Source organism: Zoogloea dura (assembly GCF_012927165.1).
Taxonomy (GTDB): Bacteria; Pseudomonadota; Gammaproteobacteria; order Burkholderiales; family Rhodocyclaceae; genus Zoogloea; species Zoogloea dura.
This window is the reverse complement of sequence record NZ_JABBGA010000001.1, coordinates 370,359-392,176: the sequence shown is the minus strand read 5'-3', so window position 1 is coordinate 392,176 and position 21,818 is coordinate 370,359. Positions and strand designations below refer to the sequence as shown.

The window sequence follows — 21,818 nt, the reverse complement described above, 5'->3', positions numbered from 1 at the left end:
CGCTTTCCGCAAGGGAAATAAGGGCTTAGGCCCACCGCCGGGGCATGCAGGCGATGGCTGGGTGGGGCTCGGCGAACAATCAGGGAGACAGGTATGACAGATCAGGAGTTTGTGGTTTTCAAGCAACAGGATGGCATCGTCACATTGACCCTCAATGCGCCCGATGCGCGCAATGCGCTGACCGGCCCGGAGCAATGGGATGCAGTGGTGGCGGCCTGCGAGCGGGTCCAGCGTGATCCGTCGGTCAAGGTGGTGATCCTCACCGGCGCAGGCAGCGCCTTCTGTGCCGGCGGCAACGTCAAGGACTTCCGCGACAAGCGCGGCCTCGCAGCGGGCACCGGGATGGAGGTCAAGGAGGCTTACCGCAACGGCATCCAGCGCATTCCGCTGGCCTTTTATCGCCTGGACGTGCCGACCATCGCGGCGGTGAACGGCCCCGCCATCGGCGCCGGCTGCGACTTGGCCTGCATGGCCGACATCCGCATCGCCTCCGAGAAAGCCCTGTTTGCCGAGAGCTTCGTCAAGCTCGGCCTGATCCCCGGCGATGGCGGGGCCTGGCTGCTGCAGCGGGTGGTGGGCTACGCCCGTGCCGCCGAGATGAGCTTCACCGGTGACGCGCTGGATGCGCGTCAGGCCCTCGAGGCCGGCCTGGTGTCGCGGGTGGTGGCGCCGGAGAACCTGCTCGACGAGGCGCTGGCGCTGGCCCGGCGCATCGCCGCCAACCCCGGCCAGGCCCTGCGGATGACCAAGCGCCTGATGCGCGAAGCCCAGACCAGCCGCCTCGACACCGTGCTGGAACTGTCGGCGGCCTACCAGGCCCTGACCCACACCTCGGCCGAGCACGACGCGGCGGTGGCGGCCTTCCTTGATCGCAAGAAGGGCTGAGGCATGGCCGGCGACCTGGACGATCTCACCCGGCGGGTCGCCGCCTTCCGGGATGCCCGCGACTGGGCCCAGTTCCACTCCCTGCGCAACCTGATCGTGTCCCTCAACCTGGAGGCGGGCGAGTTGCTGGAGCTGACCCAGTGGAAGGACGACGCCCAGGTGGCGGCCCTGGCCGAAGACCTGCACGGCCGCGAAGCACTGCAGGACGAATGCGCCGACGTGCTGCTGTATCTGCTGCTGATCGCCGACAAGGCGGGCATCGATCTGGAGGCGGCGGCCCTGGCCAAGCTGGCCAAGAACGAAGCCAAGTATCCGGTGGAGCGCTTCCGGGGCTCCAGCCGCAAGTACAACGCTCCTTAGCCCGGGAGTGGGGCGGGCAGGGGGCGGAGGTGATAGCATCGCGCCCCTGATCCACCGTTCCCGCTTCCGCGGAGACCCGCCATGCTGAGTTATCGCCACGCCTTCCACGCCGGCAACCACGCCGACGTGCTCAAGCACTTCGTACTTGTCCAGTTGCTCGAGTATTTCAACCAGAAAGACAAGCCTTACTGGTACATCGACACCCACGCGGGTGCCGGCTGCTACTCGCTGGACGAGGCCTTCGCCCGCAAGAACGCGGAGTTCGAAGACGGCGTCGGCCGCCTGCTCGGCCGCAAGGACGTGCCGAAGCCGCTGAAGAGCTACCTCAAGCTGGTCAGGGAACTCAACGACACCGGCAAGCTCAAGCTCTATCCCGGTTCGCCGTGCTGCGCCGCGCCGCTGCTGCGGACCGACGACCGGATGCGCCTGTTCGAGCTCCACCCTGCAGACAACCGCCTGCTACGCCAGACCTTCGACGAGGCCCACGGCAAGGCCATCGTGCTGGAGCAGGACGGCTTCACCGGGATCAACGCCTTCCTGCCTCCGCCGTCACGCCGTGCCCTGGTGCTGATCGACCCCCCTTACGAGGTGAAGAGCGACTACCGCACGGTGGTGAGCTCTCTCAAGGAATGCCTGCGCCGCTTTCCGACGGGCACTTACGTGGTCTGGTACCCCCGGCTGCAGACCATGCTGTCGCGCGAGCTTCCCGACAAGCTCAAGCGCCTGCCCATCACCAGCTGGCTGAATGTCAGCCTGGATGTAAGCAAGCCCTCGGAGGACGGCTACGGCATGCATGGCAGCGGCCTGTTCGTGATCAACCCGCCGTGGACCCTGCCCGACACCCTCAAGACCGTCATGCCGTGGCTGGTCCAGGTGCTGGGCCTCGACGACGGTGCAGCTTTTGGCCTGGAGTACGAGATCCCCTGAACGCGCGAGGGCGGCGGACGCCGCCAGCAGGGGATTGATCGACGCCCGAGAGCGGCTGAAGAGGGTGTTGCCCAGGGCGTGTTGGTGGTCACTACACTGCGTCTGCGCCTTTACTGGTTGGCTTTCCGTTGTTTGACGTTGAATTGGCCGGGAATTCGCCCCGGCGGGCGACCCCTTTCTTTGCGTCGCCAAAGAAAGGGGGAAAGAAAGGCGACCCGGCTTCCCCGGTCGTCCGCGTTGCGGACGACTCCCCTGCGCTGCTCGCATCGGGCGGCCGGCGCGGAACTCGTCGGCTGCGCCTCCTCAGACAGCCGCGCCGGAAGGCCCCGCCCGCTGCTGCGCTGCTCGGCGGGTCAGAACGGGCTTTTCGCAAACACCGCGCGTTTGCTGAAGCAGGGGACGATGATCAACGCAAAAGCAAAACCCCAAGGTCTCGCATCCGCCGGATTTTCCGCAGAGGCTCGGTGCTTGCTGAAAGCCCGTTCCGACCCGCCGAGCAGCGGAACGGCAGGCGGGGTAGTCCGGCGCGGCTGTTTGAGCCCGCAGGGCGAGTTCCGCGCCGGCCGCCTGCCGTGAGCAGCGCAGGGGAGTCATTCGCGTAGCGAATGACCGGGGAGGCGGGTCGCCTTTCTTGCTCACTTCTTTGGCGAAGCAAAGAAGTGAGTCGCCCGCCGGGGCGAAATCCCGGCCAATTCAACTCAAAACAACGGAAAGCCCTTCAGTAAGCTACCCCAGCTTCGCATACAGAGTGCCCGCCCGCCGATGCCACGGGAGCACGTGCCGGCTCGAAAATGACAAAGCCCCGGACATGCCGGGGCTTTGTCATTGCTGCCGGAGGCAATGGCTTACAGCAGGTGCATCTTCTTGGCGGCTTCGGTCAGCTCGGCCCGGAAGTCCGGGTGGGCGATGCCGATCAGGGCCTGGCAGCGTTGCTTGGCGGTCTTGCCGCGCAGCTGGGCCACACCGTATTCGGTGACCACGTAGTTGATGTCGTTCTTGCTGGTGGACACGTGGGTGCCGGGGGTGAGGGTCGGGGCGATGCGCGAGATGGCGCCGTCCTTGGCCGTCGAGGGCAGCACGATGAAGGCCTTGCCGCCGTTGGAGCGGTTGGCCGCGCGCACGAAGTCAGACTGGCCGCCGGTGCCGGAGTAGGGGATCGGGCCGAGGCTCTCGGAACCGCACTGGCCGAGGAAGTCGATCTCCAGGGTGGCGTTGATGGCCACCAGGTTGTCGTTCTGGCCGGCCAGGTAGGGGTCGTTGGTGAAATCGACAGGGTGCATCTCGAACATCGGGTTGCGGTCGATCCACTTGTAGAGCTTCTTCGAGCCCAGGGCGAAGGTGGCCACCATCTTGCCAGGCAGGTAGTTCTTGCGCCGGTTGGTGACCGCGCCGGATTCGATCAGGGTCAGGATGCCGTCGCCGATCATCTCGGTGTGGATGCCCAGATCGTGCTTGTGGGTCAGCTGCATCACCACGGCGTCGGGGATGCCGCCGTAGCCGATCTGCAGGGTGGAGCCGTCATCGATCAGGTCGGCCACGTACTTGCCGATGGCTTCCTGCACGGGGCCGATGGTGGGCAGGCCCACTTCCAGCACCGGCTCGTCGTTCTCGACCAGGGCGCTGACCTGGGAGATGTGCAGGTGGCAGTTGCCGAAGGCGAAGGGGACGTTGGGGTTGACCTCGATGACCACTGCGCGGGCCTTGCGGATGGCGGCCATGGTGTAGTCGGCGGCGATGCCCAGGGAGAAGTAGCCGTGCTGGTCCATCGGCGACACCTGGGTGAACACCACGTCGGCCGGCATCAGGCCGCGGTCGATCAGCTGGGGCATCTCGGAGAAGTAGCTGGGCGTGAAGTCCACCACGCCTTCGCGGAAACCCGGGCGGGTCGCGCCGCTGAAGAAATAGGCGGTGTGGCGCACATGCTCGGCGGTGGTCGGGTCCAGGTAGCCGAACTTGCGGACGGCGAGGATCTGGGACACCTGCACGTCGCGGAAGTCGCGACGGTGTTCGGACAGGGCGGTCAGCAGCGCCGGCGGCTCGGCTACGGCGGTGGGCACGACGATGGTGTCACCGTTCCGCACAAGGCGGATGGCTTCCGCCGCGGTCATGCGCTTGGCTGCGTACTGTTCCTGAGGGTTCATGCGTTTGATCTCCCGTGGTCGTTGTTTTGGCGCAATTAAACCATGCCTTGGCGGCATATCCTGTACTGGATTGTAATGCCCCGGATGCACGCTAAATCTGGCCTGGATCAAGGAAACGCGAGCGCCTTGCCGGCCTCAGGGGGTGGCCGCCCGGTTGCGTCCCAGGCAGGTGCGATGCCGCGCGTCGACGCGTTCGGCAAACCAGGCGGTGGTGAGCTTGCGCTGGATCTTGGGGCTCTTGAGGTCGATGCGCGGCAGGGTCTCCCGCGGCAGGCGGGCGCCTGCATCACCGTCGGCGAGGGCGAAGACGCGGCCGTACAGCGGGGTCTGGGCGAAGCGCGAGACCTTCTCCAGGCGCAGGTCGCGGAGCATCTCCGCCCGCGTGAAGCCGAGCCGCGGGCCCAGCCTCTCGAGGGCCTGCAGGGTGGCGCTGGGTTCGGCGGACGGATTGCCGTTGGTGTAGCGCAGCAGGTCGCCGTCGAGCGCCAGGGCCTGGCCGCCCAGGCGCGCCACGGCTTGCTGGAAGGCCGCGTTGCGGCTGCTGTAGCGCCCGGCATTGAAGTCGGCAAAGCGGTACAGCGGCTGGGTGTAGGGGGCAGGATAGTCGAGCAGGATGGCAATGCCGAAGTACAGGCCGCCGCGGCGGGAGAATACTTCGTCGCGAATGCTGCCCTGGCGCGGATAGGGGTAGCCTTTTTCCTTCACGTGGTCTTCGGCAAAGGCCACGCTGACCTGCATAGGCCCGCCGGTGCGCACCGGGTTGTAGCCGCCGAGCAGGTCCCTGCCGTGGGGGAACTCCGAGATCATGTCCTCGAAGAGGCGGTTCATCTCCTTCTCGGTGCGCAGGGCGTCGATGCGTGTGCTGTAGCTGCGGCCGTCCGGCGAGCCCTTGAGCAGGGCCGCGTCCACAAGCAGCTTGGGCAGGTGCAGGCGCTCGCGCCGGGTGTCGATCTCCTTGCGCACGATGCGGCCCAGGCCGGGGACTTGCGGGTCGGCCTGAAAGGTGGATTCCTGTTCGATCACCGCCACCGCGGCGCAGATGTTGTCCGGCGTGGGGGCGATGCGCAGGGCGGCGAAGGCCGAGAAGATGTCGGCCGCCCAGCCGTCCCTGTCCTTCACCGCAGGGGGCAGGAAGCTCGACACCAGGGCGCGGCCCTCCCGCTCGTCGGGGTAGGCCGGCGCTGCGGGCCGGGGCGCGGCGGGGGCCGGCTGCATGGGCGGCGGCGCCTGAGGCGCGCTGGTGGCGGGCGGCAGGGCGCGCGGCGTGTCGGACGGGACGGCCGGCGGCATGATCGGGCGGGCCGCCTGACCCGTCGCGCCGGGCGCCGGGGGCAATACCGGCGAGGGTCGGGACTCCACCGGGCCGCTGCTGGCGCAGGCGCCAAGCAGCAGCGGCACCAGGAGGCAGGCGCCAGTGCGCAGCAGCCTCAAGACTTGCCCGCCGACTTTTCCTGTTCGGCGATGCGGCTCAGGCTGCGGGTGTAGAAGGCTGCGTAGCCTAGCCCGAGCAGGGCCATGATGCCGGTGCCGAGCACCGCGCCTTCGGCAGGCTGCCCGGCCGCCACGTTGGCGACGAAGGAATAGCCGAGCACGCAGGCGGCGGCGAAGCCACCGATGATGCGTACGAGGGCGAAGGTTTTCTGCTGCTTGAGGGTGGGTGTGGCCATTGCGGGAAGCGTCGTGAAATCCAGGGTGCCGCGAGGATCGGGCCTTGGCCCGTCCCCGTCAAGCACCCGGGAGGCTTACATGATGCTGCGGCCGAGCCAGTAGCCGCCTGCCGCCACCAGGGCGGAGCAGGGGATGGTGAGCACCCAGGCCCACACGATGTTGCCGGCCACGCCCCAGCGCACGGCCGCGGTGCGGCGCACCGAGCCAACGCCGACGATGGCGCCGGTGATGGTGTGGGTGGTGGATACCGGAATGCCGAGGCTGGTGGCCAGGAACAGGGTGATGGCGCCGCCGGTTTCGGCACAGAAACCGCCGACCGGCTTGAGCTTGGTGATGCGCTGCCCCATGGTCTTGACGATGCGCCAGCCACCGAACAGGGTGCCGAGGCCGATGGCCATGTAGCAGGTCACCACCACCCACATGGGTACGGGGTCATTGGTGGCGGTGACGCCGGCCGCCAGCAAGAGCATCCAGATGATGCCGACCGTCTTCTGTGCATCGTTGCCTCCGTGCCCCAGGCTGTAAAGCGCTGCGGAGACCAGTTGCAGGCGGCGGAACCATTTGTCCACCCTGCGCTGGGTCTTGTTGCGGCAGACCCAGGCGACTATCACCAGGATCAGTGAGCCGAGCAGGTAGCCGAACAGCGGCGAGATGATGATGAAGGAAACGGTCTTCCAGATGCCGCTGGCAATGAGCGGGTCTGTTCCGGCCTTGGCCATGGCTGCGCCGACGATGCCGCCGATCAGGGCGTGGGACGAACTGGACGGGATGCCGTAGTACCAGGTGACCACGTTCCAGGCAATGGCGCCAAGCAAGGCGCCGAAGATGAGGTAGTGGTCCACCACTGCAGGGTCGATGATGCCCTTGCCGACGGTGCTGGCCACCTTCAGCTGGAAGACGAAGAGAGCGACGAAATTGAAGAAGGCGGCCCAGGCCACAGCCTGGTGCGGCTTGAGCACGCCGGTGGAGACGACGGTGGCGATGGCATTCGCCGCGTCGTGAAAGCCATTCATGAAGTCGAAAAGCAGGGCGATGACGACCAGCCCGGCGATGACCCAGAATCCGATCTGTACGGGTTCCATGGCAGTGCTCAGGCGTTTTCCAGCACGATGCCTTCGACGATCTTGGCGACGTCCTCGCAACGGTCGGTGATGGATTCCAGCTGCTCGTAGATGGCCTTGAGCTTCATGACCTGCAGGGCATCGCGCTCGTCGCGGAAGAGGCGCGACATGGCGCCGCGCATGATGCGGTCGGCGTCGGTTTCTAGGCGATCGATCTCCTGGCAGGTCTGCAGGATGGCGCTGGCGTTGTCCATGTTGGAGATCAGGCCGACGACGATCTTGACCCGGGTGCAGCAGGACAGGCTGACGTTGGCCAGCTGGAGCGCTTCGGGGGTGATGCGCTGGATGTGATAGAGGGTGGTGCATTCCGCCACGTCCTGGACGGTGTCCAGGATGTCGTCCATGGCGTTGATGAGGCTGTGGATCTCGTCCCGGTCGAGGGGCGTGATGAAGCTCTTGTGCAGCTGGGCGATGGTTTCGTGGGTGATCTTGTCGGCCGCCTGCTCGATGCCTTCGATGGCGCCGATGTGCTTTTCTGCACTGGCAAGATCCTCCATCAGGGCGACGAGGGCCTGGCCTCCGAGGACGATTTGCTCCGCATGGGAGTTGAAGAGTTCAAAAAAACGGCCCTCTTGGGGCAGCAGGCGTCCGAACATGAGTATGAAATTGTTTCGAAAAAATGACTGTAATGGGAATTTTAACAGAGCGTTCATGGATTCACCTGTTCGGCGAGGCAGACTGTAGGGCGATTACAACGACCGATGGGGACTTCAGTCACGGCAGGGATGGTCGTTACCCGGGAAAATCCATCGCGGGGTTTCCAGCTGGAAGCCCTGAACACCCTGGAGCTGGGCATGCCACTGGCAGGTTTGACACTATCCGAACTGATCGGGGCTCTGAGCCACGCCCTCGATATCACCGAGGGGCAGCCCGAAGGTCATTGCGTGCGTTGTTGCTGGATCGGCATGCATGTGGGCAGAACCATGGGTCTTTCCGATGAGGCCCTGTGGGAGCTGTACTACACGCTCCTGCTCAAGGACCTGGGCTGCAGCAGCAACGCAGCGCGTATCTGCGAGCTGTACATGACCGACGACCTGAGCTTCAAGCGGGACTTCAAGACCGTCAATGGGCGCCTGCCCAAGGTGCTCAAGTTCGTGATTGGCCATACCGGGCTGGGGGCCGGGCTGACCGAGCGTTTCAAGGCGATCGCCAACATCTTCCAGAACGGCGACGAGATCGCCCAGGCGCTGATCGAGACCCGCTGTACCCGCGGCGCCGACATTGCCCGCCAGTTGCGCTTCAGCGAATCCGTGGCGATGGGCATCCACGCCCTCGACGAGCATTGGGACGGCAGCGGTCGTCCCGGCCATCTGCGCGGCGAGCAGATCCCCGTTTATGCGCGGATCGCCCTGCTGGCCCAAGTGGTGGATGTGTTCAATGTTTCCGACGGGATGGATGCGGCCTGCTGGGAGATTGAGGACCGCTGCGGCAGCTGGTTTGATCCGGCTGTCGTGGCGGCTTTCCGGCAGTGCGCGGCGCAGCCGGAGTTCTGGGAGCGGCTGGCCGATACACGGCTCGACCGGGCCGTGTTTGCGCTGGAGCCCGGACGCTACGTGATGCCCCTGGATGAGGACTATCTGGATGAGATCGCGGCGGCCTTCGGTCAGGTTGTGGACTCGAAGAGCCCCTACACCGCGGGCCACAGCGCACGGGTGGCCTTGTACACCGACCGGATTGCCGAGGAACTCGGGATGCCGCCGGCACGCCGGCGCTGGCTGAGGCGCGGAGCCCTGCTGCACGACATGGGCAAGCTGGGGGTCAGCAATGCAATCCTGGACAAGCCGGGCAAGCTGGACGCGGACGAATGGGCGGCGGTGCAGCGGCATGCCCGCTATACCGAGGCCATCCTGTCGCGCATCAGGGCGTTCGAGGAGCTGGCTGTCGTTTCCGGGGCGCATCACGAGCGCCTGGATGGCAAGGGTTATCCGCGGGGCTTGAGCGGGGACGGGATCTCGCTCGAGACGCGGATCATCACGACCGCCGACATCTTTGATGCGATCACCGCCGAGCGCCCCTACCGCGGCGCGGTGCCGATCCCGAAGACGCTGGAGATCATGGCGGCGGAAGTCGGCAAGGCGATCGACGCCCGCTGCTTCGATGCCCTGAAGCGGATCGTCGATTCCCTGGAGATGGTGTGAGCGCGGGCCGGGGGCTGCGGGAGCCCCCCCCGTGGCGGTTGCTCAGGGCTTTGGCTTGCGGGGCTTGAAGTCCTTGTTGCCGGCGAAGCCATCCTTGCGGAAAGGCTTCTTGCCGGCCGGCGCACCTCGGCCAGGACCACCAGGACCGCCGGGGCGGCCACGCTCGCGGGCGGCTTCCTCAGGGCTGGCGAGGCGGATGTTGAGCTGCTGCTGGCGAACCCGGGCCTTGCGCAGGATCTGCAAAACCTCGTTGGGCAGGTCGGGCGGGAGCTCTACCGTGCTGTAGTCTTCGAACAGGTTGATCTGGCCGATGAAGCGGCTTTCGATGCCGGCTTCGTTGGCGATCGCGCCGACGATGTCCTTGGGCGAGGCCATGTGCTCGCGGCCCACGTCGATGCGATAGCGGGTCAGCCGGCCTTCCGCGTAGTCACGGCGGCGCTCGAGGATCTCTTCGCGGTTCTCGCGCGGCTCGCGGGTGTCCCGGACGGGACGGTCCGGCTTGCCGGCGGCGAGCTGGGCGATGTCGGGACGCCCGGTTTCGGGCATCTGCAGCGGGCGATCCTTCTGGGCCAGGAAGGCCAGCGCTGCGGCCACTTCGCGGATGTCGACATCGTGCTTCTCTTCCATGCCGGCGACCACGTCGAGAAAGAAGCTCAGGTCTTCGGATTCGAGCACGTCGGCGACCTGCTGGCGGAAGGCTGCGACCCGCTTGTCGGCCACAGCCTCGCGGCTGGGCAGCTTGAGTGCTTCGATGGGCTGCCGGGTGGCACGCTCGATCTGGCGCAGCAGGTGGTTCTCACGCGGGGCGACGAAGAGGATCGCGTTGCCGGCGCGGCCGGCACGGCCGGTGCGGCCGATGCGGTGCACATAGGCCTCGGTGTCGTAGGGGATGTCGTAGTTGATGACGTGGCTGATGCGCGGCACGTCGATGCCGCGGGCAGCCACGTCGGTGGCGACGACGATGTCGAGGGCCTTGTTCTTGAGCTGTTCGATGACCCGTTCGCGGAGCTGCTGGGTCATGTCGCCGTTCAGGCAGGCGGCCGCATAGCCGCGCGCTTCGAGCTTCTCGGCGAGCTCGACGGTGGCCGTCTTGGTGCGCACGAAGACGATGGCGGCGTCGAACTCGTCCTCGACCTCGAGAATGCGGGTGAGGGCGTCGAGCTTGTGCGGGCCGGCGATCTGCAGGAAACGCTGGCGGATGGTGGAGACCGTGGCCGTGGCGGCCTTGATCTTCACTTCCTTGGGATCACGCAGGTAGCGATGGGCAACCCGCCGGATCGCGTCCGGCATGGTGGCCGAGAAGAGGGCGGTCTGGCGCTCGGCGGGGAGGTGCTCAAGGATCCACTCCACGTCGTCGATGAAGCCCATGCGCAGCATTTCGTCGGCTTCGTCGAGTACCAGGGTGGTCAGGCCATCGAGGTTGAGGCTCTTGCGCTCGATGTGGTCCATGACCCGGCCGGGGGTGCCGACCACCACGTGGGCGCCGCGCTGCAGCTGACGCAGCTGCACCACCATGCTCTGGCCGCCGTAGATCGGCAGCACATGGAAGCCGGGCATCTTGCTGGCGTAGCGCTGGAAGGCCTCGGCCACCTGGATGGCGAGCTCGCGGGTCGGCGCGAGGACCAGCACCTGGGGATTGCGCTTGTTGATGTCCACCCGGTCGAGGGCGGGCAGGGCGAAGGCGGCGGTCTTGCCGGTGCCGGTCTGGGCTTCGCCGAGGATGTCGTGCCCGGCCAGGAGGTGGGGGATGCACGCCGCCTGGATGGGCGACGGGGTTTCGTAACCGATCTCGGCCAGGGCCTCGAGGATGGGAGCCTGGAGGTCGAGCTGGTCGAATCGTTCGATGGGTTCTGTCATGGAAACGGGATGCGCGGGCCGGTTGGAAGGTGAAGCGGTCTTGGGCCCGGTGTAAGAAACGGCTTCAGAGACCACGGGATTTTACCGGAAGCGACCCGCACGTGCCGAGCTAAGATCATCCTTTGTTTACGGTTTTTGCATCCTGGCCAAAAAGAACCTGCTTGGCGGCCTCGTCGAGGGGGGCCGGTTTGTTGATCTGTTCCGCCAGGGCGTAGGCACGCACGGTGGCCGGTCGCTGGCGGATGGCTTCGAACCAGCGCGCCAGATGGGGGAAGTCGGCCAGGCTCTGGCGCTGGCGCTCGTAGGGCACGATCCACGGGTAGCAGGCCATGTCGGCGATGGAGTAGTCGTCGCCGGCGATGAAAGGGCGATCCGCCAGCCGCTTGTCGAGTACCGCGTAGAGGCGCCCTGTCTCCTTGACGTAGCGGTCGATGGCGTAGGGGATGGGCTCGGGCGCATAGACACCGAAGTGATGATTCTGGCCGGCCATCGGGCCGAGTCCGCCCATCTGCCAGAACAGCCACTGCAGGGTGTCCAGGCGCACTCGCGGGTCAGCGGACAGGAAGCGGCCGCTCTTTTCGGCCAGGTAGAGCAGGATCGCGCCAGACTCGAAAAGGGGAATGGGCGCGCCACCGTCTGCCGGTTCGGTGTCCACGATGGCCGGGATGCGGTTGTTCGGGGCAATGCGCAGGAAATCGGGCTGGAACTGCTCGCCCTTGCCGATGTTGATCGGCAGGATGCGGTAGGGCAGGCCGCTCTCTTCGAGGAAGAGGGTGATCTTGTGGCCGTTGGGCGTGGTCCAGTAATAGAGGTCGATCATGCGAGGTATCCTGTAGGCAAGGTTGTCCGGCGGCAATCACTGGGGGGCGGCGGCCGGTCCGGTGGCCAGCACCCAGGCGGGATCGAGGCTGCGGATGGGCGTCCGGACATCCGCCGGGATCCGGCCAGCGAGCTGGAGTTGCTGGTAGCGCATGCAGGAGACCCTCAGGAAGGACGAGAAGTTCGTGGCATCGTCGAGGCGGCCGCTGGCCAGGAGTTCGTCGTAGAGGCGGCCCACCAGCTGCGGTACGCTGAGCCCGTCCCGTTCGCCGATTTCTTCGAGCACCTGCCAGAACAGGTTCTCCAGGCGCAGGCTGGTGGCGACACCGTGAAGCCGGATCGAGCGGCTGCGGGTGGCGTAGAGCGCCGGGTCGGCACTGATGAAGATCTGGCACATGGCTGTGACTCCGCAAACGGGAACGCCCCGCCGGATCATTCTAGGTCCGGCGGGGCGCTTGGGGGGATCAGGGCGAACACTGATCGGCAGGATCCCGGATGTCGCTCAGAGGCTGATCCGCGTGCCGAGGACCGACAGGAACTGGGCGATCCAGGCCGGATGGGCCGGCCACGCGGGGGCCGAGACCAGGTTGCGGTCGGTCACCGCCTGATCGATCGGGATGTCTGCATAGGTGCCGCCGGCAAGCTCCACCTCGGCCCGGCAGGCCGGGTAGGCGGAGCAGGTGCGTCCTTCGAGCACGCGGGCGCCGGCCAGCAGCTGGGCGCCGTGACAGACTGCGGCGACGGGCTTGTCCTCTTCGAAGAAATGGCGCACGGCGGCGATCACGTCCGGGTACATGCGCAGGTATTCAGGGCCGCGCCCGCCGGGGATCACCAGTGCGTCATAGTCCTCCGCCCTGATCTCGGCGAAGGTGGCATTCAGCGCGAAGTTGTGGCCGCGCTTCTCGGTGTAGGTCTGGTCGCCTTCAAAATCGTGGATGGCGGTGGCGATGGTGTCGCCGGCCTTCTTGCCGGGGCACACGGCGTGGACGGTGTGGCCCACGGCCAGCAGGGCCTGGAAGGGCACCATGGTTTCGTAGTCTTCGCAGAAATCGCCGCAAATCATCAGGATCTTCTTGGCCATGCCGGTCTCCTCGGGGGTGATGGTGTGAGCGGAGTGTGGCGCGTGCTCAAAGGTTGCGGGTGGTAGCGGGTTAACACTTGCAGCGACGCACCTGCAAGTGCGCGGGTGCAACAGCGGCGTGCAGCATCGGCCGGCTTTGTTCATGATGCGGGTTTTCGTCAGGAGCCGCCTTCCATGACCTTCGTCATTGCACAGCCGTCCGTTCCCGCCCTGCCGGTGGTGGGGAGTGACGATCTCTTCCCGGTGCGGCGCATCTATTGTGTGGGTCGCAACTATGCCGCCCATGCGCGGGAGATGGGCTCCGACCCCAGCCGCGAGCCGCCGTTCTTCTTCTGCAAGCCGGCCGACGCCGTGGTGCCTGTGCCACCGGATGAGTGTGTCGAATGGCCGTACCCGATGGCCACGTCCAATCTCCATCACGAGGTGGAGCTGGTGCTGGCGGTGGGGCGTGGTGGCGAGAACATCGCGGTGGAGCAGGCCCTGACCCATGTGTGGGGCTATGCGGTGGGCCTGGACATGACCCGGCGCGACCTGCAGGGCGTGATGAAGGATCAGGGGCGCCCCTGGGAGATCGGCAAGGCTTTCGATCGTTCCGCGCCCATCAGTCCGTTGGTGCCAGCCACGGCGCTGGCCCGGCCGGAGCGCGGCGAGATCTGGCTCGATGTGAACGGAGTGCGCCGCCAGCAGGGCGATCTGGGTGACATGATCTGGTCGGTGGCGGAGGTACTTGCCAGGCTCTCGGGCTGGTTCCGGCTCGAGCCCGGGGATCTGATCATGACCGGTACGCCCGAGGGCGTTGGTGCCGTGAAAGCGGGAGACAGGATCGAGGCCGGGGTGGAAGGCGTGGGTAGGCTGCGCCTGCTGGTGACCTGACCCGGCTGGTGTGTCAGCCCCGCTCGCTGCGCAGGGCGTCGGCCCAGCAATTGGGCGTTTCGAACAAGCGCACGCGCTCCAGGCGGAGGTGGTTGCCGTAGCTGTCCCGGTACAGGGGGTCGAGAATGCGGAAAGCCTCGGCGGCCAGGTTCTCGGCGGTGGGAACCACGTCGAGGATCACTGTCTTGTGGCCGGGCATGGACTGCAGGAAGCTGACAACGGCGGTGTCGCCGCGGTAGGCAAGGAAAGCGTGGTCCCAGACGTCCACTACATGCTGCTTGGCAATCGCCTTGACGTCGGCAAAATCCATGACCATGCCGTTCACGGCCTCGCCATCGGCCTTGATGATTTCACCGGACAGCGTGATCTCCAGCCCGTAGCGATGGCCATGGAGATGGCGGCACTGGCTGGCGTGGTCGGGAATGCGGTGACCCGCGTCGAATTCAAGGCGGCGCGTGATACGCATCGAACAACACCGAAGAGGGGGAAGGGGGCCGCATTATAACGCAGCGGGCACCCGCCTCGCTTCAGGGGGCGATCTCCGGAGGAAATGCCATTCCGACGGCTCCCGGCAACTGGCGCTCGGCCTGTCACCGGGAGTGGCCGGCTCAGTGGGCAACGCGTTCCTTCTTCTTGGCGCGCGCTTCCTTCTTGAGGGTCTTGAACAGCTCCGGGTTGGTCGCCTTCAGATACTCGACCACATCCACATCGTCCTTCTTGATCTTGCTGATATCGACTTGCTCGATGTGAACAAGGCGCAGCAGGGCTTGGACGGGGCGGGGAATGTTGCGGCCGCTCTCGTAGCGGGAGCCGCCACTTTGGGTCACACCGATCTTGGACCAGAACTGGGACTGGTTCATGCCCAGCTTGCGACGGATCTCGCGCACATCAACTTTTTCAGTAGTTTTCATATCTGCCATCCTCAGGGGTTGCTCTGTCAGCTTTAACAAGCTTCTAGGTGTTGTTGAATATAACTTTCGTTATATGTCGAAAAGTATAGATCAGAGTCGTCTCGTAATACAACGCTATATTTGCTTTGGCTAGGGTTTTCCACATTGAGATTTCGTGAAAAGCGCCACACCGACATCCGGATACTCCCCCTGGGCGCAACGAGATGCGCGAAACCCCGTTATCCGATAAGATCACGGGTTTTCCACATCCTCCCTTCTTAGAAGTCAAGATGGCGCTCATAGTTCAGAAATATGGCGGCACTTCCGTCGGCAACCCCGAACGGATCAAGAACGTGGCCAAGCGGGTCGCGAAGTTCCATGCCCAGGGACACCAGATGGTGATCGTCCTGTCCGCGATGAGCGGCGAGACCAACCGCCTGATCGCCCTGGCCAAGGAAATCAGCGCCAGTCCCAGCCCCCGTGAACTCGACGTGGTGATCTCCACAGGTGAACAGGTCACCATCGGCCTGCTCTCCATGGCGCTCGAGGAAATGGGCATCAAGGCGCGCAGCTACACCGGCGGCCAGGTGCGCATCCTGACCGACGACTCCTTCACCAAGGCCCGCATCCTCGACATCGATGGCGACAACATCCGCCGCGATCTCGATGCCGGTGCCGTCGTCGTGGTGGCGGGGTTCCAGGGTGTGGACGAGGCTGGCAACATCACCACCCTCGGCCGTGGCGGCTCTGATACCACCGGCGTGGCGCTGGCCGCGGCCATCAAGGCCGACGAATGCCAGATCTACACCGACGTGGATGGTGTGTACACCACCGACCCCCGCGTCGTGCCCGAGGCGCGAAAGCTGGATACCATCACCTTCGAAGAGATGCTGGAAATGGCCAGCCTCGGCTCCAAGGTGCTGCAGATCCGCTCGGTTGAATTCGCCGGCAAGTACAAAGTCAAGCTTCGTGTTCTCTCCAGCTTCCAGGAGGAAGGTGAGGGCACCCTGATTACCGTAGAGGAAGACAAGAACATGGAACAGCCGATCATCTCCGGCATCGCCTTCAACCGTGACGAAGCCAAGATCACCGTGCTGGGTGTTCCCGACAAGCCGGGTATCGCCTACCAGATCCTCGGCCCGGTGGCGGATGCGAATGTCGATGTGGACATGATCATCCAGAACGTGGGCCACGACGGCACCACCGATTTCTCCTTCACCGTCAATCGCCCCGACTACGACAAGGCCATCAAGATCCTCGAAGGCGTGCAGGCCCACATCGGTGCCCGTGCGATCCAGGGCGACCGCACCATGGCCAAGGTCTCCATCGTCGGCGTCGGCATGCGCTCCCACCCGGGCGTGGCTTCCCGCATGTTCCGGACCCTGGCCGAGGAAGGCATCAATATCCAGATGATCTCCACCTCCGAGATCAAGATTTCCGTCGCCATCGACGAGAAATACCTCGAGCTGGCCGTGCGCGTGCTGCATCGCGCTTTCGGCCTCGATCAGGCTCCAAATTGATTTGACGTAACGCTGCGCCTTGTCTATAATGCGCAGCTCTTGCGGAGGAGAGTTGGCCGAGAGGTCGAAGGCACTCCCCTGCTAAGGGAGCATGCGAGCTAAAACTTGCATCGAGGGTTCGAATCCCTCACTCTCCGCCAAGAAAAACAGAGAAGCCCATGATTTTCATGGGCTTTTTTGTTTTTGTCGTTCGCCGGCATGCCATTGAGTGTGCCATGGCATGTTAGCTTCAGTTGGCTGAGGTTGGATTGCGCTGGATGCCGCAGAGCATCCGGCGCTTCGTGCTTACCGGAAGTTGCAGACGAATGGTTTCGGATTGGATTCGACTAGCCGCGACCTGCAGTGTCTCGGCCAGTATTCCGTACCTCACTCAACCGTGTACCGAGACGGCCATGAAGCGGATTCTTGCCTATCTCGGATGAACTCGGCTCGTCATTAGTTGCATCAGCCGTTTCCGCACCGATGTCTGGGCAGAACTCCTCGACCACCGCACTACCATCCTCTTCGACTTCTTCAAACGCACCGTTGGCGAATCCGACCCGAGCTGCAAGATCCAGCCCTGCTTGGTCGAATCCCGCGTTTCGTCTGCGTTCCCGCTCTACCTTCGCCTCGGTCAGCGCTTCCGTCAGCGTCGTCCCCGTGCGAACAGTCACGTCTACATAGTAAATCGGCGTCCGGTGAGATTTGGTCGTTGATTTACCCCGCAAACGTAGTTCCAGCGGCAAGCACGACAACATCCCTCCCGACAGTGCGAAGAAGTAGGTGAGTCGCGCCATCAAGGTTCTGATGCTGTTGAATCCCGTTGTCCGAAAGACGAAGGTGCCCAACTCGTCCTCATCCCCGATCCGAACGTTCAGTCGGCCATACGGTTTGCAGATTCCTTGCCCGAACTCGCACGCATAAGGCGTAGGACAGGGAAGTGACTCGATACCCGAAGCCGTCACCCGTTTGCATGTCTCCCCGCTTCCGACACACACTTGCCGTCCGCTGCTACGGTCAAACAAGGTGTAGTTTGCACGCAGGTTCAGATCCACTTCGTCAAAGAGCAGGCGGATGGGAATGGCTCGCAGCTTTGCGCCTGGCGTTTTTCTCAGCGATTCATCCAGCGGGTGATGGACCCAACCTTCCCGAGTCTGAATCTGTGTCGTGATAGTGAACTCGTCGTCTTTCTCCGGGAGTCGTTTTCCTTGTTTCTCTACCACCTTGCCGATGGAGATCCGGCCGATTGCCGGTGGCGTGATGGCCAGTCCTTTGATCATGCTCGTATCCTTTCGATCGTTCATAGCGCGAAGCCATGTCCTTCAAGGACATGGCTTCGCTATGGATCACACATTGACGACGAAGCGCCGGTAACCAGGTTTTGGCTGCGAGTAGCGCAGCAGTAGAGCAGGGTGGTCGTTCTTGAGTGCGGCCATATCGGTGCTCGTACCATCCTTGGTCCGCTTCCAGGTCACATCACCCGTCTCAAACAGCGCTCGTGTGGCATCGCCCATCCGTTCCTGAATACGCTGCCGGAGTTGTGCTTCTTGATCTCCCTGGTCTTCCAGGACCTTGCGAACCGCAACCAGGTCAGAGAACAGCGCGGACATTTCCATGTCACCGGTGAAGTCCAGCACTCGACCAGAGTCCTGAGGGTAGAGCGCCCGAAGTGCTCGATCTGCAGACTCCGATCCATCCGCTGGTGGCGCTTCATCCGCCTCAACATGCGCCCAGAACTGTGCTTCGAGTTCGATCAGCTGCGCGATCACCGTTTCATCCCGCTCGATGCGGTGAATCTGCAATTCTTGACCACCCAGCAGAACCGCCACATCCGCAGCTTGTTTTCCAGTTACAGCAAGCTGATGCATCACCTGCAGTTGCACGTACTCGGGAACACCATCCCTCCAGAGACGGGATCCGTGGATACCGGCTGTCTTGCATTCAAGGATCTGAACATCAGAGGTACCCACGATTTCCCGGTCGATGTTGGCGAGCATCCAAGCATGTTCAGGGTGCTGAAGAACGGCGTTGACCTTGCGTACTTTGTTGCCAGACCGCTTGGTGTAGTGCGCTGCAACAATGGGCTCCAGCAGTGTTCCCCAGTAGGTAGGACTCGTTTCATCCGACGGGTCAATACGTGGGAGTTCCGCATCACGGCCGGTCTTTTCAAGCCAGAGCTCGAGCGGCGACTTGTAGGGATTAAGCCCAACCGCAGCAGCGGCATCGGAACTCCCGATACCTTGCCGGCGGACATTCAGCCACTGATCCCGGGTGAGGTTGTTGGTCTTGACGAGTTTGAGGGCTGTAAAGTGCGGCGGCTTAGATGTAAATTGCTGACTTGCGGTCATGATGATCATCACCTCTAACGTAAAATAAAAATCCCCGTTCGGCACGAACCGAACGGGGATAAGTAGGACGAGGGTGTAGTTAGGTACAGAATTAGGCCAGTGCCATCAGTTAATTTTATATATCAGTCATCAATGAAATTGGGTTGAGCTAATCATTAGGTCGATATGAATTTGTGAAGCTGTTTTATTGCCTTGATGCGATGCGCGATGGAAATGGACCTTGGTGTATTGATATATATATAATCTGATCGCCTAATTTTCTTTCCATAGTGCACTGTTGCACTTCGGGCATTTTACACCTAGGCCGTTTAGGAAACTGGCACTAAAGCGACGGCTAATTGCTGCCGCTCCTGCATCCAAATCAATACCTTTTCCTTTTAGAACTGCTTTGGCTATCTGTCCGAGAACGAGTCCAACCATTGAGGTGTTACTTTCCGTTCGCCCGCATTTTTCGCATTTGAATGACATGGTGTCTCAATTAATTGCCAGTTAATATAATGAGTTTGCTAAAAAATTGTTTGACGACGTTGGTCTCGAAAATTCCTATTATCAATTCCCTTGCTCTTCGAGCGCAAGTATTGCTTCCTTAACTCTGTCAATGTCGCTTTGGGCGTCCTTGCGTGCGTCAGAATCAAGGTCAAGGCCTGAGGAGTTTAAGAACCAATCAAGTCTATTGTTTGCCTTTTTTAATAGATTTATCCGGTTTTTTAAGTCGTTGTCCGCACTAGGAGCTTCTTTATTCAAGAGGTGATCGATTTGTCTTCGGCTCAATGAAAGGCCATTTCGAACCTGTTCAAAATAGGCCTCATGTCTGTCTTCTGGGAGCTGTCCTGATCTGTATAAATCTCCCATTTTTTTGACTGATAAAAACCCTGCGTCGGGTATTCCCTCCTCGAGCACGTACTTTCCGACTTTTACAGCTCCGGTTGCTACTTCCTTGGCCGAATCAACGAGATATTTGGCCGGGTCTTGCTTGATTTCCTTGATTGTGTCTTTCCCTATTTCGTTTAATTCTTTTCCGAGGTTGGATATTTCACCTCCAATATCCTTGCCAAGTTGCTTTAAATCATCCCAAAATGCCATTTTGTTCTCCTTGTGTAACTACTTTTCGTGAGTGCCTGAGAGAAAATATAAAATAGTTTTTTCTGTGGTTGTGATAGGGGATGTATGTAGATCTTGGCTATGACACATCTCGCACTTTGTTGGTGGTTGGGCAACAAGTGCGTCCGATTTTGATGAGAAAATTGTTTTCCAGCCACATCGGCTACACTCAATTTTTAATGATTCAGGCTTTGTCGGCATTTCAGCGGATAGGTGAAAATTGATATTTCCAGTTTTTCTTGAGTTATTCAGCTGTTCGATTTTGTCTGCCGGTGAGAATTTGACATGCTGACTTGATGGTGAACGGTAAGCGCAGTGACAGCTTTATAGGGAAATCCAAAAAATCACTTGAAAATTGCAATTTTGATGAGAATTGTTATTTTTTAACAATTTTGTTTGTGATTTTTCGCTTTCTGTTTGTGATTGATTTCACTTCTTCACTGAGTGCTCTACTTCTCTATGGATTGATAAAGATCGCGGCCTGCTCGTGCTACCCAGAAGCATTGAACGCCGGATATGAATACCCCCGTGGGGAGAAACCAACGGGGGTGAGGAGAGAAGAAGGTCAGGAAGAGAGGAGTGGGTGTCAGGCAACCATCGCTATCGCCTCATCGAGTGCCCGTTGCTTGATTGCCGCACCTTGGCCAAACCACGCACTGTCCATGCGGTACTCAGCACTACGAGCACGCTTTTCGTGATCGATGTACTCCGTAATGGAGCACAACAATCCCCAGGCTGTCCCCTTCGCCGCCGCGAGCTGAGCACCACGACCGTTGCCGTCATACATGGACTGAACCTTCTTCAGCGCACGTTCGTTGATGAGATGATGCTCCGCATCTGGACGGGTATCGCTGTTGCACAGCACACGCAGGAAGTAGTTCATCGCCTCGTGGCTCTTTACCTTCCGTTCGGAAAGCGTTTTCATCCGGTACATGAAGCTGTCCCACTGGGACACCGCGATCCCGAGTTGCTTCTTTACCGCCTGAGGATCGAAGCTCGTGCGATGGGGCACCTTGATCGCTGACGTCGCACCATCAATGGCAATGGTCAGGGTGTTATTGCAGACCACGCGAATCGTCGTGGGTGTCGCCGTGGTTGCCAGCGTTCCATCGCAGGATGTCGCCAGAAGCAGATACCCGCAGATACGATCAGATCCCTTGAGCACTGTCTCCTTGTTCGTGCGAGCCAGCGCCCAGAACTTCCGACCGCCTTTCAAAACGCCGGCAGTCTCGAGCTCATACCCTGAGACCTCCGTGAGATCCCGGTAGAACTCCAGGACTTCCATCGGCTGAACGACCTGGTAGCGGTCGCTGACAACCGACAGCGCGTCCTGCGTGTCGCTCCGGTACAGCACCTTCTGATCAGAAAAGGTCTTGATGGATCCGAGCGCGCCGGCACGCTCCGTCATGAAGCAGACCGGTGAATCGAGAATCTGCCAGTTCATGCCGGCTTTCTCCGCCCAGACTTCGATAGGTTGATGGGCCGGCAGTGCGTGGCCCAGTTGATGCCAGGGAACGTCTCCGACGTAGGCCATGGATTCGACAAGATGTGCCATGAGGACTCCTAAAGACAAAAAGCGGATGCTCCAATTAAGGAGCATCCGCTATGAGCAAAAATTCAAGATCAACAGCCGACGTTCGTGGCTATCGGGCACCAATACTGAACGTGTGGTTGCACGCACCGCATTGATAGTTGTTGAGGACGCGTTCATCCACGACCTCGCCAAGCTTCGCGCCTGTGACACCTCCTGCGGCACCACCCATCAGGCCACCCAGAATGGCGCCTGCGAATGTCCCGACGCCAGCACCGACCGGCCCGAGCGCGCTTCCCACCGTACTGCCTATCCGTGCACCTTGAAGTGCGCTAGCAGCGCCGCTGACAGCACCACCGAGGAGTCCAGCCGTTCCTCCCACCTTCTTTCCACGATCCAATCGCCGGATCTGAGGTGATTCGCACATCGGACAACAAAGCTGCATCTGTCTTTCCTTCCTGATTGAAGATCATTCGGTGACCAGGAACAAAGATCCTGGCCGTGATTTCAGACACTTCGCTGGGGAAGTGCCGAGGAAGGTATGTGTGACTGAAAAAATTTAGGAAAGGGAGATAATAT

Annotated in this window: 22 protein-coding genes and 1 tRNA gene; 8 read left to right on the top strand and 15 right to left on the bottom strand. The window is 62.0% G+C overall.

Annotated features, from left to right (window positions below; genetic code table 11):
* Positions 1-93: 93 nt before the first annotated feature.
* The 3 genes from HHL15_RS01725 to HHL15_RS01715 all read left to right on the top strand — a co-directional run bounded on the left by HHL15_RS01725 (position 94) and on the right by HHL15_RS01715 (position 2,172).
* Positions 94-885, top strand: a complete 792-nt coding sequence (locus tag HHL15_RS01725) for a crotonase/enoyl-CoA hydratase family protein (RefSeq protein ID WP_169144076.1) — start codon at positions 94-96, stop codon at positions 883-885.
* Between the two features lie 3 nt (positions 886-888).
* On the top strand, positions 889-1,245 hold the full coding sequence (locus HHL15_RS01720) for a nucleotide pyrophosphohydrolase (protein WP_169144075.1): 357 nt from the start codon (positions 889-891) through the stop codon (positions 1,243-1,245).
* An 81-nt stretch (positions 1,246-1,326) separates the two neighbouring features.
* Positions 1,327-2,172, top strand: a complete 846-nt coding sequence (locus HHL15_RS01715; RefSeq protein ID WP_169144074.1) for a 23S rRNA (adenine(2030)-N(6))-methyltransferase RlmJ — start codon at positions 1,327-1,329, stop codon at positions 2,170-2,172.
* A gap of 845 nt (positions 2,173-3,017) precedes the next feature.
* On the opposite strand, the gene HHL15_RS01710 is transcribed toward HHL15_RS01715, so the two are convergent.
* The 5 genes from HHL15_RS01710 to HHL15_RS01690 all read right to left on the bottom strand — a co-directional run bounded on the left by HHL15_RS01710 (position 3,018) and on the right by HHL15_RS01690 (position 7,698).
* A complete protein-coding gene (locus HHL15_RS01710) occupies positions 3,018-4,313 on the bottom strand; it encodes an acetyl-CoA hydrolase/transferase family protein (protein ID WP_169144073.1) in 1,296 nt (431 codons plus the stop codon).
* A gap of 135 nt (positions 4,314-4,448) precedes the next feature.
* Positions 4,449-5,744, bottom strand: a complete 1,296-nt coding sequence (locus HHL15_RS01705; RefSeq protein ID WP_235943165.1) for a DUF1615 domain-containing protein — start codon at positions 5,742-5,744, stop codon at positions 4,449-4,451.
* The gene (locus HHL15_RS01700) at positions 5,741-5,980 is read right to left on the bottom strand and encodes a hypothetical protein (protein WP_169144072.1); all 240 of its coding nucleotides are present in this window, start codon (positions 5,978-5,980) and stop codon (positions 5,741-5,743) included. The genes HHL15_RS01705 and HHL15_RS01700 overlap by 4 nt, the downstream gene beginning before the upstream one ends.
* Before the next feature lie 75 nt (positions 5,981-6,055).
* On the bottom strand, positions 6,056-7,063 hold the full coding sequence (locus tag HHL15_RS01695; protein WP_169144071.1) for an inorganic phosphate transporter: 1,008 nt from the start codon (positions 7,061-7,063) through the stop codon (positions 6,056-6,058).
* A gap of 8 nt (positions 7,064-7,071) precedes the next feature.
* On the bottom strand, positions 7,072-7,698 hold the full coding sequence (locus HHL15_RS01690) for a DUF47 domain-containing protein (RefSeq protein ID WP_169144070.1): 627 nt from the start codon (positions 7,696-7,698) through the stop codon (positions 7,072-7,074).
* A gap of 327 nt (positions 7,699-8,025) precedes the next feature.
* Between HHL15_RS01690 and HHL15_RS01685 the strand changes: the two genes are divergently transcribed.
* Positions 8,026-9,240, top strand: coding sequence for an HD-GYP domain-containing protein (locus tag HHL15_RS01685; RefSeq protein ID WP_328824977.1), 1,215 nt, complete (start codon positions 8,026-8,028; stop codon positions 9,238-9,240).
* 42 nt (positions 9,241-9,282) lie between these two features.
* Here HHL15_RS01685 and HHL15_RS01680 read toward each other — a convergent pair whose 3' ends face one another.
* The 4 genes from HHL15_RS01680 to HHL15_RS01665 all read right to left on the bottom strand — a co-directional run bounded on the left by HHL15_RS01680 (position 9,283) and on the right by HHL15_RS01665 (position 12,997).
* Positions 9,283-11,097 (bottom strand): DEAD/DEAH box helicase, encoded by a 1,815-nt coding sequence (locus HHL15_RS01680; protein ID WP_169144069.1) that lies wholly within the window; start codon positions 11,095-11,097, stop codon positions 9,283-9,285.
* A gap of 115 nt (positions 11,098-11,212) precedes the next feature.
* The gene (locus tag HHL15_RS01675; protein WP_169144068.1) at positions 11,213-11,917 is read right to left on the bottom strand and encodes a glutathione binding-like protein; all 705 of its coding nucleotides are present in this window, start codon (positions 11,915-11,917) and stop codon (positions 11,213-11,215) included.
* A 36-nt stretch (positions 11,918-11,953) separates the two neighbouring features.
* Positions 11,954-12,313: a ribbon-helix-helix domain-containing protein gene (locus HHL15_RS01670; protein WP_169144067.1), complete on the bottom strand. Its 360-nt coding sequence runs from the start codon at positions 12,311-12,313 to the stop codon at positions 11,954-11,956.
* A 105-nt stretch (positions 12,314-12,418) separates the two neighbouring features.
* Positions 12,419-12,997 (bottom strand): DJ-1/PfpI family protein, encoded by a 579-nt coding sequence (locus HHL15_RS01665; RefSeq protein WP_169144066.1) that lies wholly within the window; start codon positions 12,995-12,997, stop codon positions 12,419-12,421.
* Positions 12,998-13,171: 174 nt separating this feature from the next.
* Here HHL15_RS01665 and HHL15_RS01660 point away from each other — a divergent pair, with 174 nt between their 5' ends.
* Entirely contained in the window at positions 13,172-13,870 is a 699-nt protein-coding gene (locus HHL15_RS01660; protein ID WP_169144065.1) for a fumarylacetoacetate hydrolase family protein, read from the top strand.
* A 13-nt stretch (positions 13,871-13,883) separates the two neighbouring features.
* On the opposite strand, the gene queD is transcribed toward HHL15_RS01660, so the two are convergent.
* A complete protein-coding gene (queD, locus tag HHL15_RS01655) occupies positions 13,884-14,336 on the bottom strand; it encodes a 6-carboxytetrahydropterin synthase QueD (protein ID WP_169144064.1) in 453 nt (150 codons plus the stop codon).
* Positions 14,337-14,478: 142 nt separating this feature from the next.
* Positions 14,479-14,781 carry a helix-turn-helix domain-containing protein gene (locus tag HHL15_RS01650; protein WP_169144063.1) on the bottom strand — a complete coding sequence of 101 codons (303 nt, stop codon included), beginning with the start codon at positions 14,779-14,781 and terminating at the stop codon, positions 14,479-14,481.
* 269 nt (positions 14,782-15,050) lie between these two features.
* Here HHL15_RS01650 and HHL15_RS01645 point away from each other — a divergent pair, with 269 nt between their 5' ends.
* Together HHL15_RS01645 and HHL15_RS01640 are read left to right on the top strand one after the other, a co-directional pair.
* Positions 15,051-16,280 (top strand): aspartate kinase, encoded by a 1,230-nt coding sequence (locus HHL15_RS01645; protein ID WP_169144062.1) that lies wholly within the window; start codon positions 15,051-15,053, stop codon positions 16,278-16,280.
* A 46-nt stretch (positions 16,281-16,326) separates the two neighbouring features.
* Positions 16,327-16,420, top strand: a tRNA-Ser gene (locus tag HHL15_RS01640).
* Between the two features lie 186 nt (positions 16,421-16,606).
* Here the strand turns inward: HHL15_RS01640 and HHL15_RS01635 are convergent.
* The 4 genes from HHL15_RS01635 to HHL15_RS01620 all read right to left on the bottom strand — a co-directional run bounded on the left by HHL15_RS01635 (position 16,607) and on the right by HHL15_RS01620 (position 21,263).
* Positions 16,607-17,539: a recombination directionality factor gene (locus tag HHL15_RS01635; RefSeq protein WP_206198529.1), complete on the bottom strand. Its 933-nt coding sequence runs from the start codon at positions 17,537-17,539 to the stop codon at positions 16,607-16,609.
* Positions 17,540-17,605: 66 nt separating this feature from the next.
* The gene (locus HHL15_RS01630) at positions 17,606-18,616 is read right to left on the bottom strand and encodes a YqaJ viral recombinase family nuclease (protein ID WP_206198528.1); all 1,011 of its coding nucleotides are present in this window, start codon (positions 18,614-18,616) and stop codon (positions 17,606-17,608) included.
* Positions 18,617-19,156: 540 nt separating this feature from the next.
* Complete coding sequence (locus tag HHL15_RS01625; protein WP_169144061.1) at positions 19,157-19,690, bottom strand: hypothetical protein; 534 nt, start codon at positions 19,688-19,690, stop codon at positions 19,157-19,159.
* A gap of 604 nt (positions 19,691-20,294) precedes the next feature.
* Positions 20,295-21,263, bottom strand: a complete 969-nt coding sequence (locus HHL15_RS01620) for a DUF932 domain-containing protein (RefSeq protein ID WP_169144060.1) — start codon at positions 21,261-21,263, stop codon at positions 20,295-20,297.
* Between HHL15_RS01620 and HHL15_RS01615 the strand changes: the two genes are divergently transcribed.
* Entirely contained in the window at positions 21,262-21,657 is a 396-nt protein-coding gene (locus HHL15_RS01615; protein WP_169144059.1) for a hypothetical protein, read from the top strand. The two genes, HHL15_RS01620 and HHL15_RS01615, sit on opposite strands and share 2 nt — an antisense overlap.
* The last annotated feature ends 161 nt before the right edge of the window (positions 21,658-21,818 follow it).

Coding starts and splice junctions, on each gene's coding strand:
- HHL15_RS01630 (WP_206198528.1), bottom strand. CDS start 18,616: ATGATCATCATGACCGCAAGTCAGCAATTTACATCTAAGCCGCCGCAC.
- HHL15_RS01620 (WP_169144060.1), bottom strand. CDS start 21,263: ATGGCACATCTTGTCGAATCCATGGCCTACGTCGGAGACGTTCCCTGG.
- HHL15_RS01720 (WP_169144075.1), top strand. CDS start 889: ATGGCCGGCGACCTGGACGATCTCACCCGGCGGGTCGCCGCCTTCCGG.
- HHL15_RS01710 (WP_169144073.1), bottom strand. CDS start 4,313: ATGAACCCTCAGGAACAGTACGCAGCCAAGCGCATGACCGCGGCGGAA.
- HHL15_RS01675 (WP_169144068.1), bottom strand. CDS start 11,917: ATGATCGACCTCTATTACTGGACCACGCCCAACGGCCACAAGATCACC.
- HHL15_RS01690 (WP_169144070.1), bottom strand. CDS start 7,698: ATGTTCGGACGCCTGCTGCCCCAAGAGGGCCGTTTTTTTGAACTCTTC.
- HHL15_RS01680 (WP_169144069.1), bottom strand. CDS start 11,097: ATGACAGAACCCATCGAACGATTCGACCAGCTCGACCTCCAGGCTCCC.
- HHL15_RS01665 (WP_169144066.1), bottom strand. CDS start 12,997: ATGGCCAAGAAGATCCTGATGATTTGCGGCGATTTCTGCGAAGACTAC.
- HHL15_RS01635 (WP_206198529.1), bottom strand. CDS start 17,539: ATGATCAAAGGACTGGCCATCACGCCACCGGCAATCGGCCGGATCTCC.
- HHL15_RS01660 (WP_169144065.1), top strand. CDS start 13,172: ATGACCTTCGTCATTGCACAGCCGTCCGTTCCCGCCCTGCCGGTGGTG.
- HHL15_RS01715 (WP_169144074.1), top strand. CDS start 1,327: ATGCTGAGTTATCGCCACGCCTTCCACGCCGGCAACCACGCCGACGTG.
- HHL15_RS01685 (WP_328824977.1), top strand. CDS start 8,026: ATGGGTCTTTCCGATGAGGCCCTGTGGGAGCTGTACTACACGCTCCTG.
- HHL15_RS01645 (WP_169144062.1), top strand. CDS start 15,051: ATGGCGCTCATAGTTCAGAAATATGGCGGCACTTCCGTCGGCAACCCC.
- HHL15_RS01625 (WP_169144061.1), bottom strand. CDS start 19,690: ATGGCATTTTGGGATGATTTAAAGCAACTTGGCAAGGATATTGGAGGT.
- HHL15_RS01650 (WP_169144063.1), bottom strand. CDS start 14,781: ATGAAAACTACTGAAAAAGTTGATGTGCGCGAGATCCGTCGCAAGCTG.
- HHL15_RS01700 (WP_169144072.1), bottom strand. CDS start 5,980: ATGGCCACACCCACCCTCAAGCAGCAGAAAACCTTCGCCCTCGTACGC.
- queD (WP_169144064.1), bottom strand. CDS start 14,336: ATGCGTATCACGCGCCGCCTTGAATTCGACGCGGGTCACCGCATTCCC.
- HHL15_RS01670 (WP_169144067.1), bottom strand. CDS start 12,313: ATGTGCCAGATCTTCATCAGTGCCGACCCGGCGCTCTACGCCACCCGC.
- HHL15_RS01695 (WP_169144071.1), bottom strand. CDS start 7,063: ATGGAACCCGTACAGATCGGATTCTGGGTCATCGCCGGGCTGGTCGTC.
- HHL15_RS01615 (WP_169144059.1), top strand. CDS start 21,262: ATGAGGACTCCTAAAGACAAAAAGCGGATGCTCCAATTAAGGAGCATC.
- HHL15_RS01725 (WP_169144076.1), top strand. CDS start 94: ATGACAGATCAGGAGTTTGTGGTTTTCAAGCAACAGGATGGCATCGTC.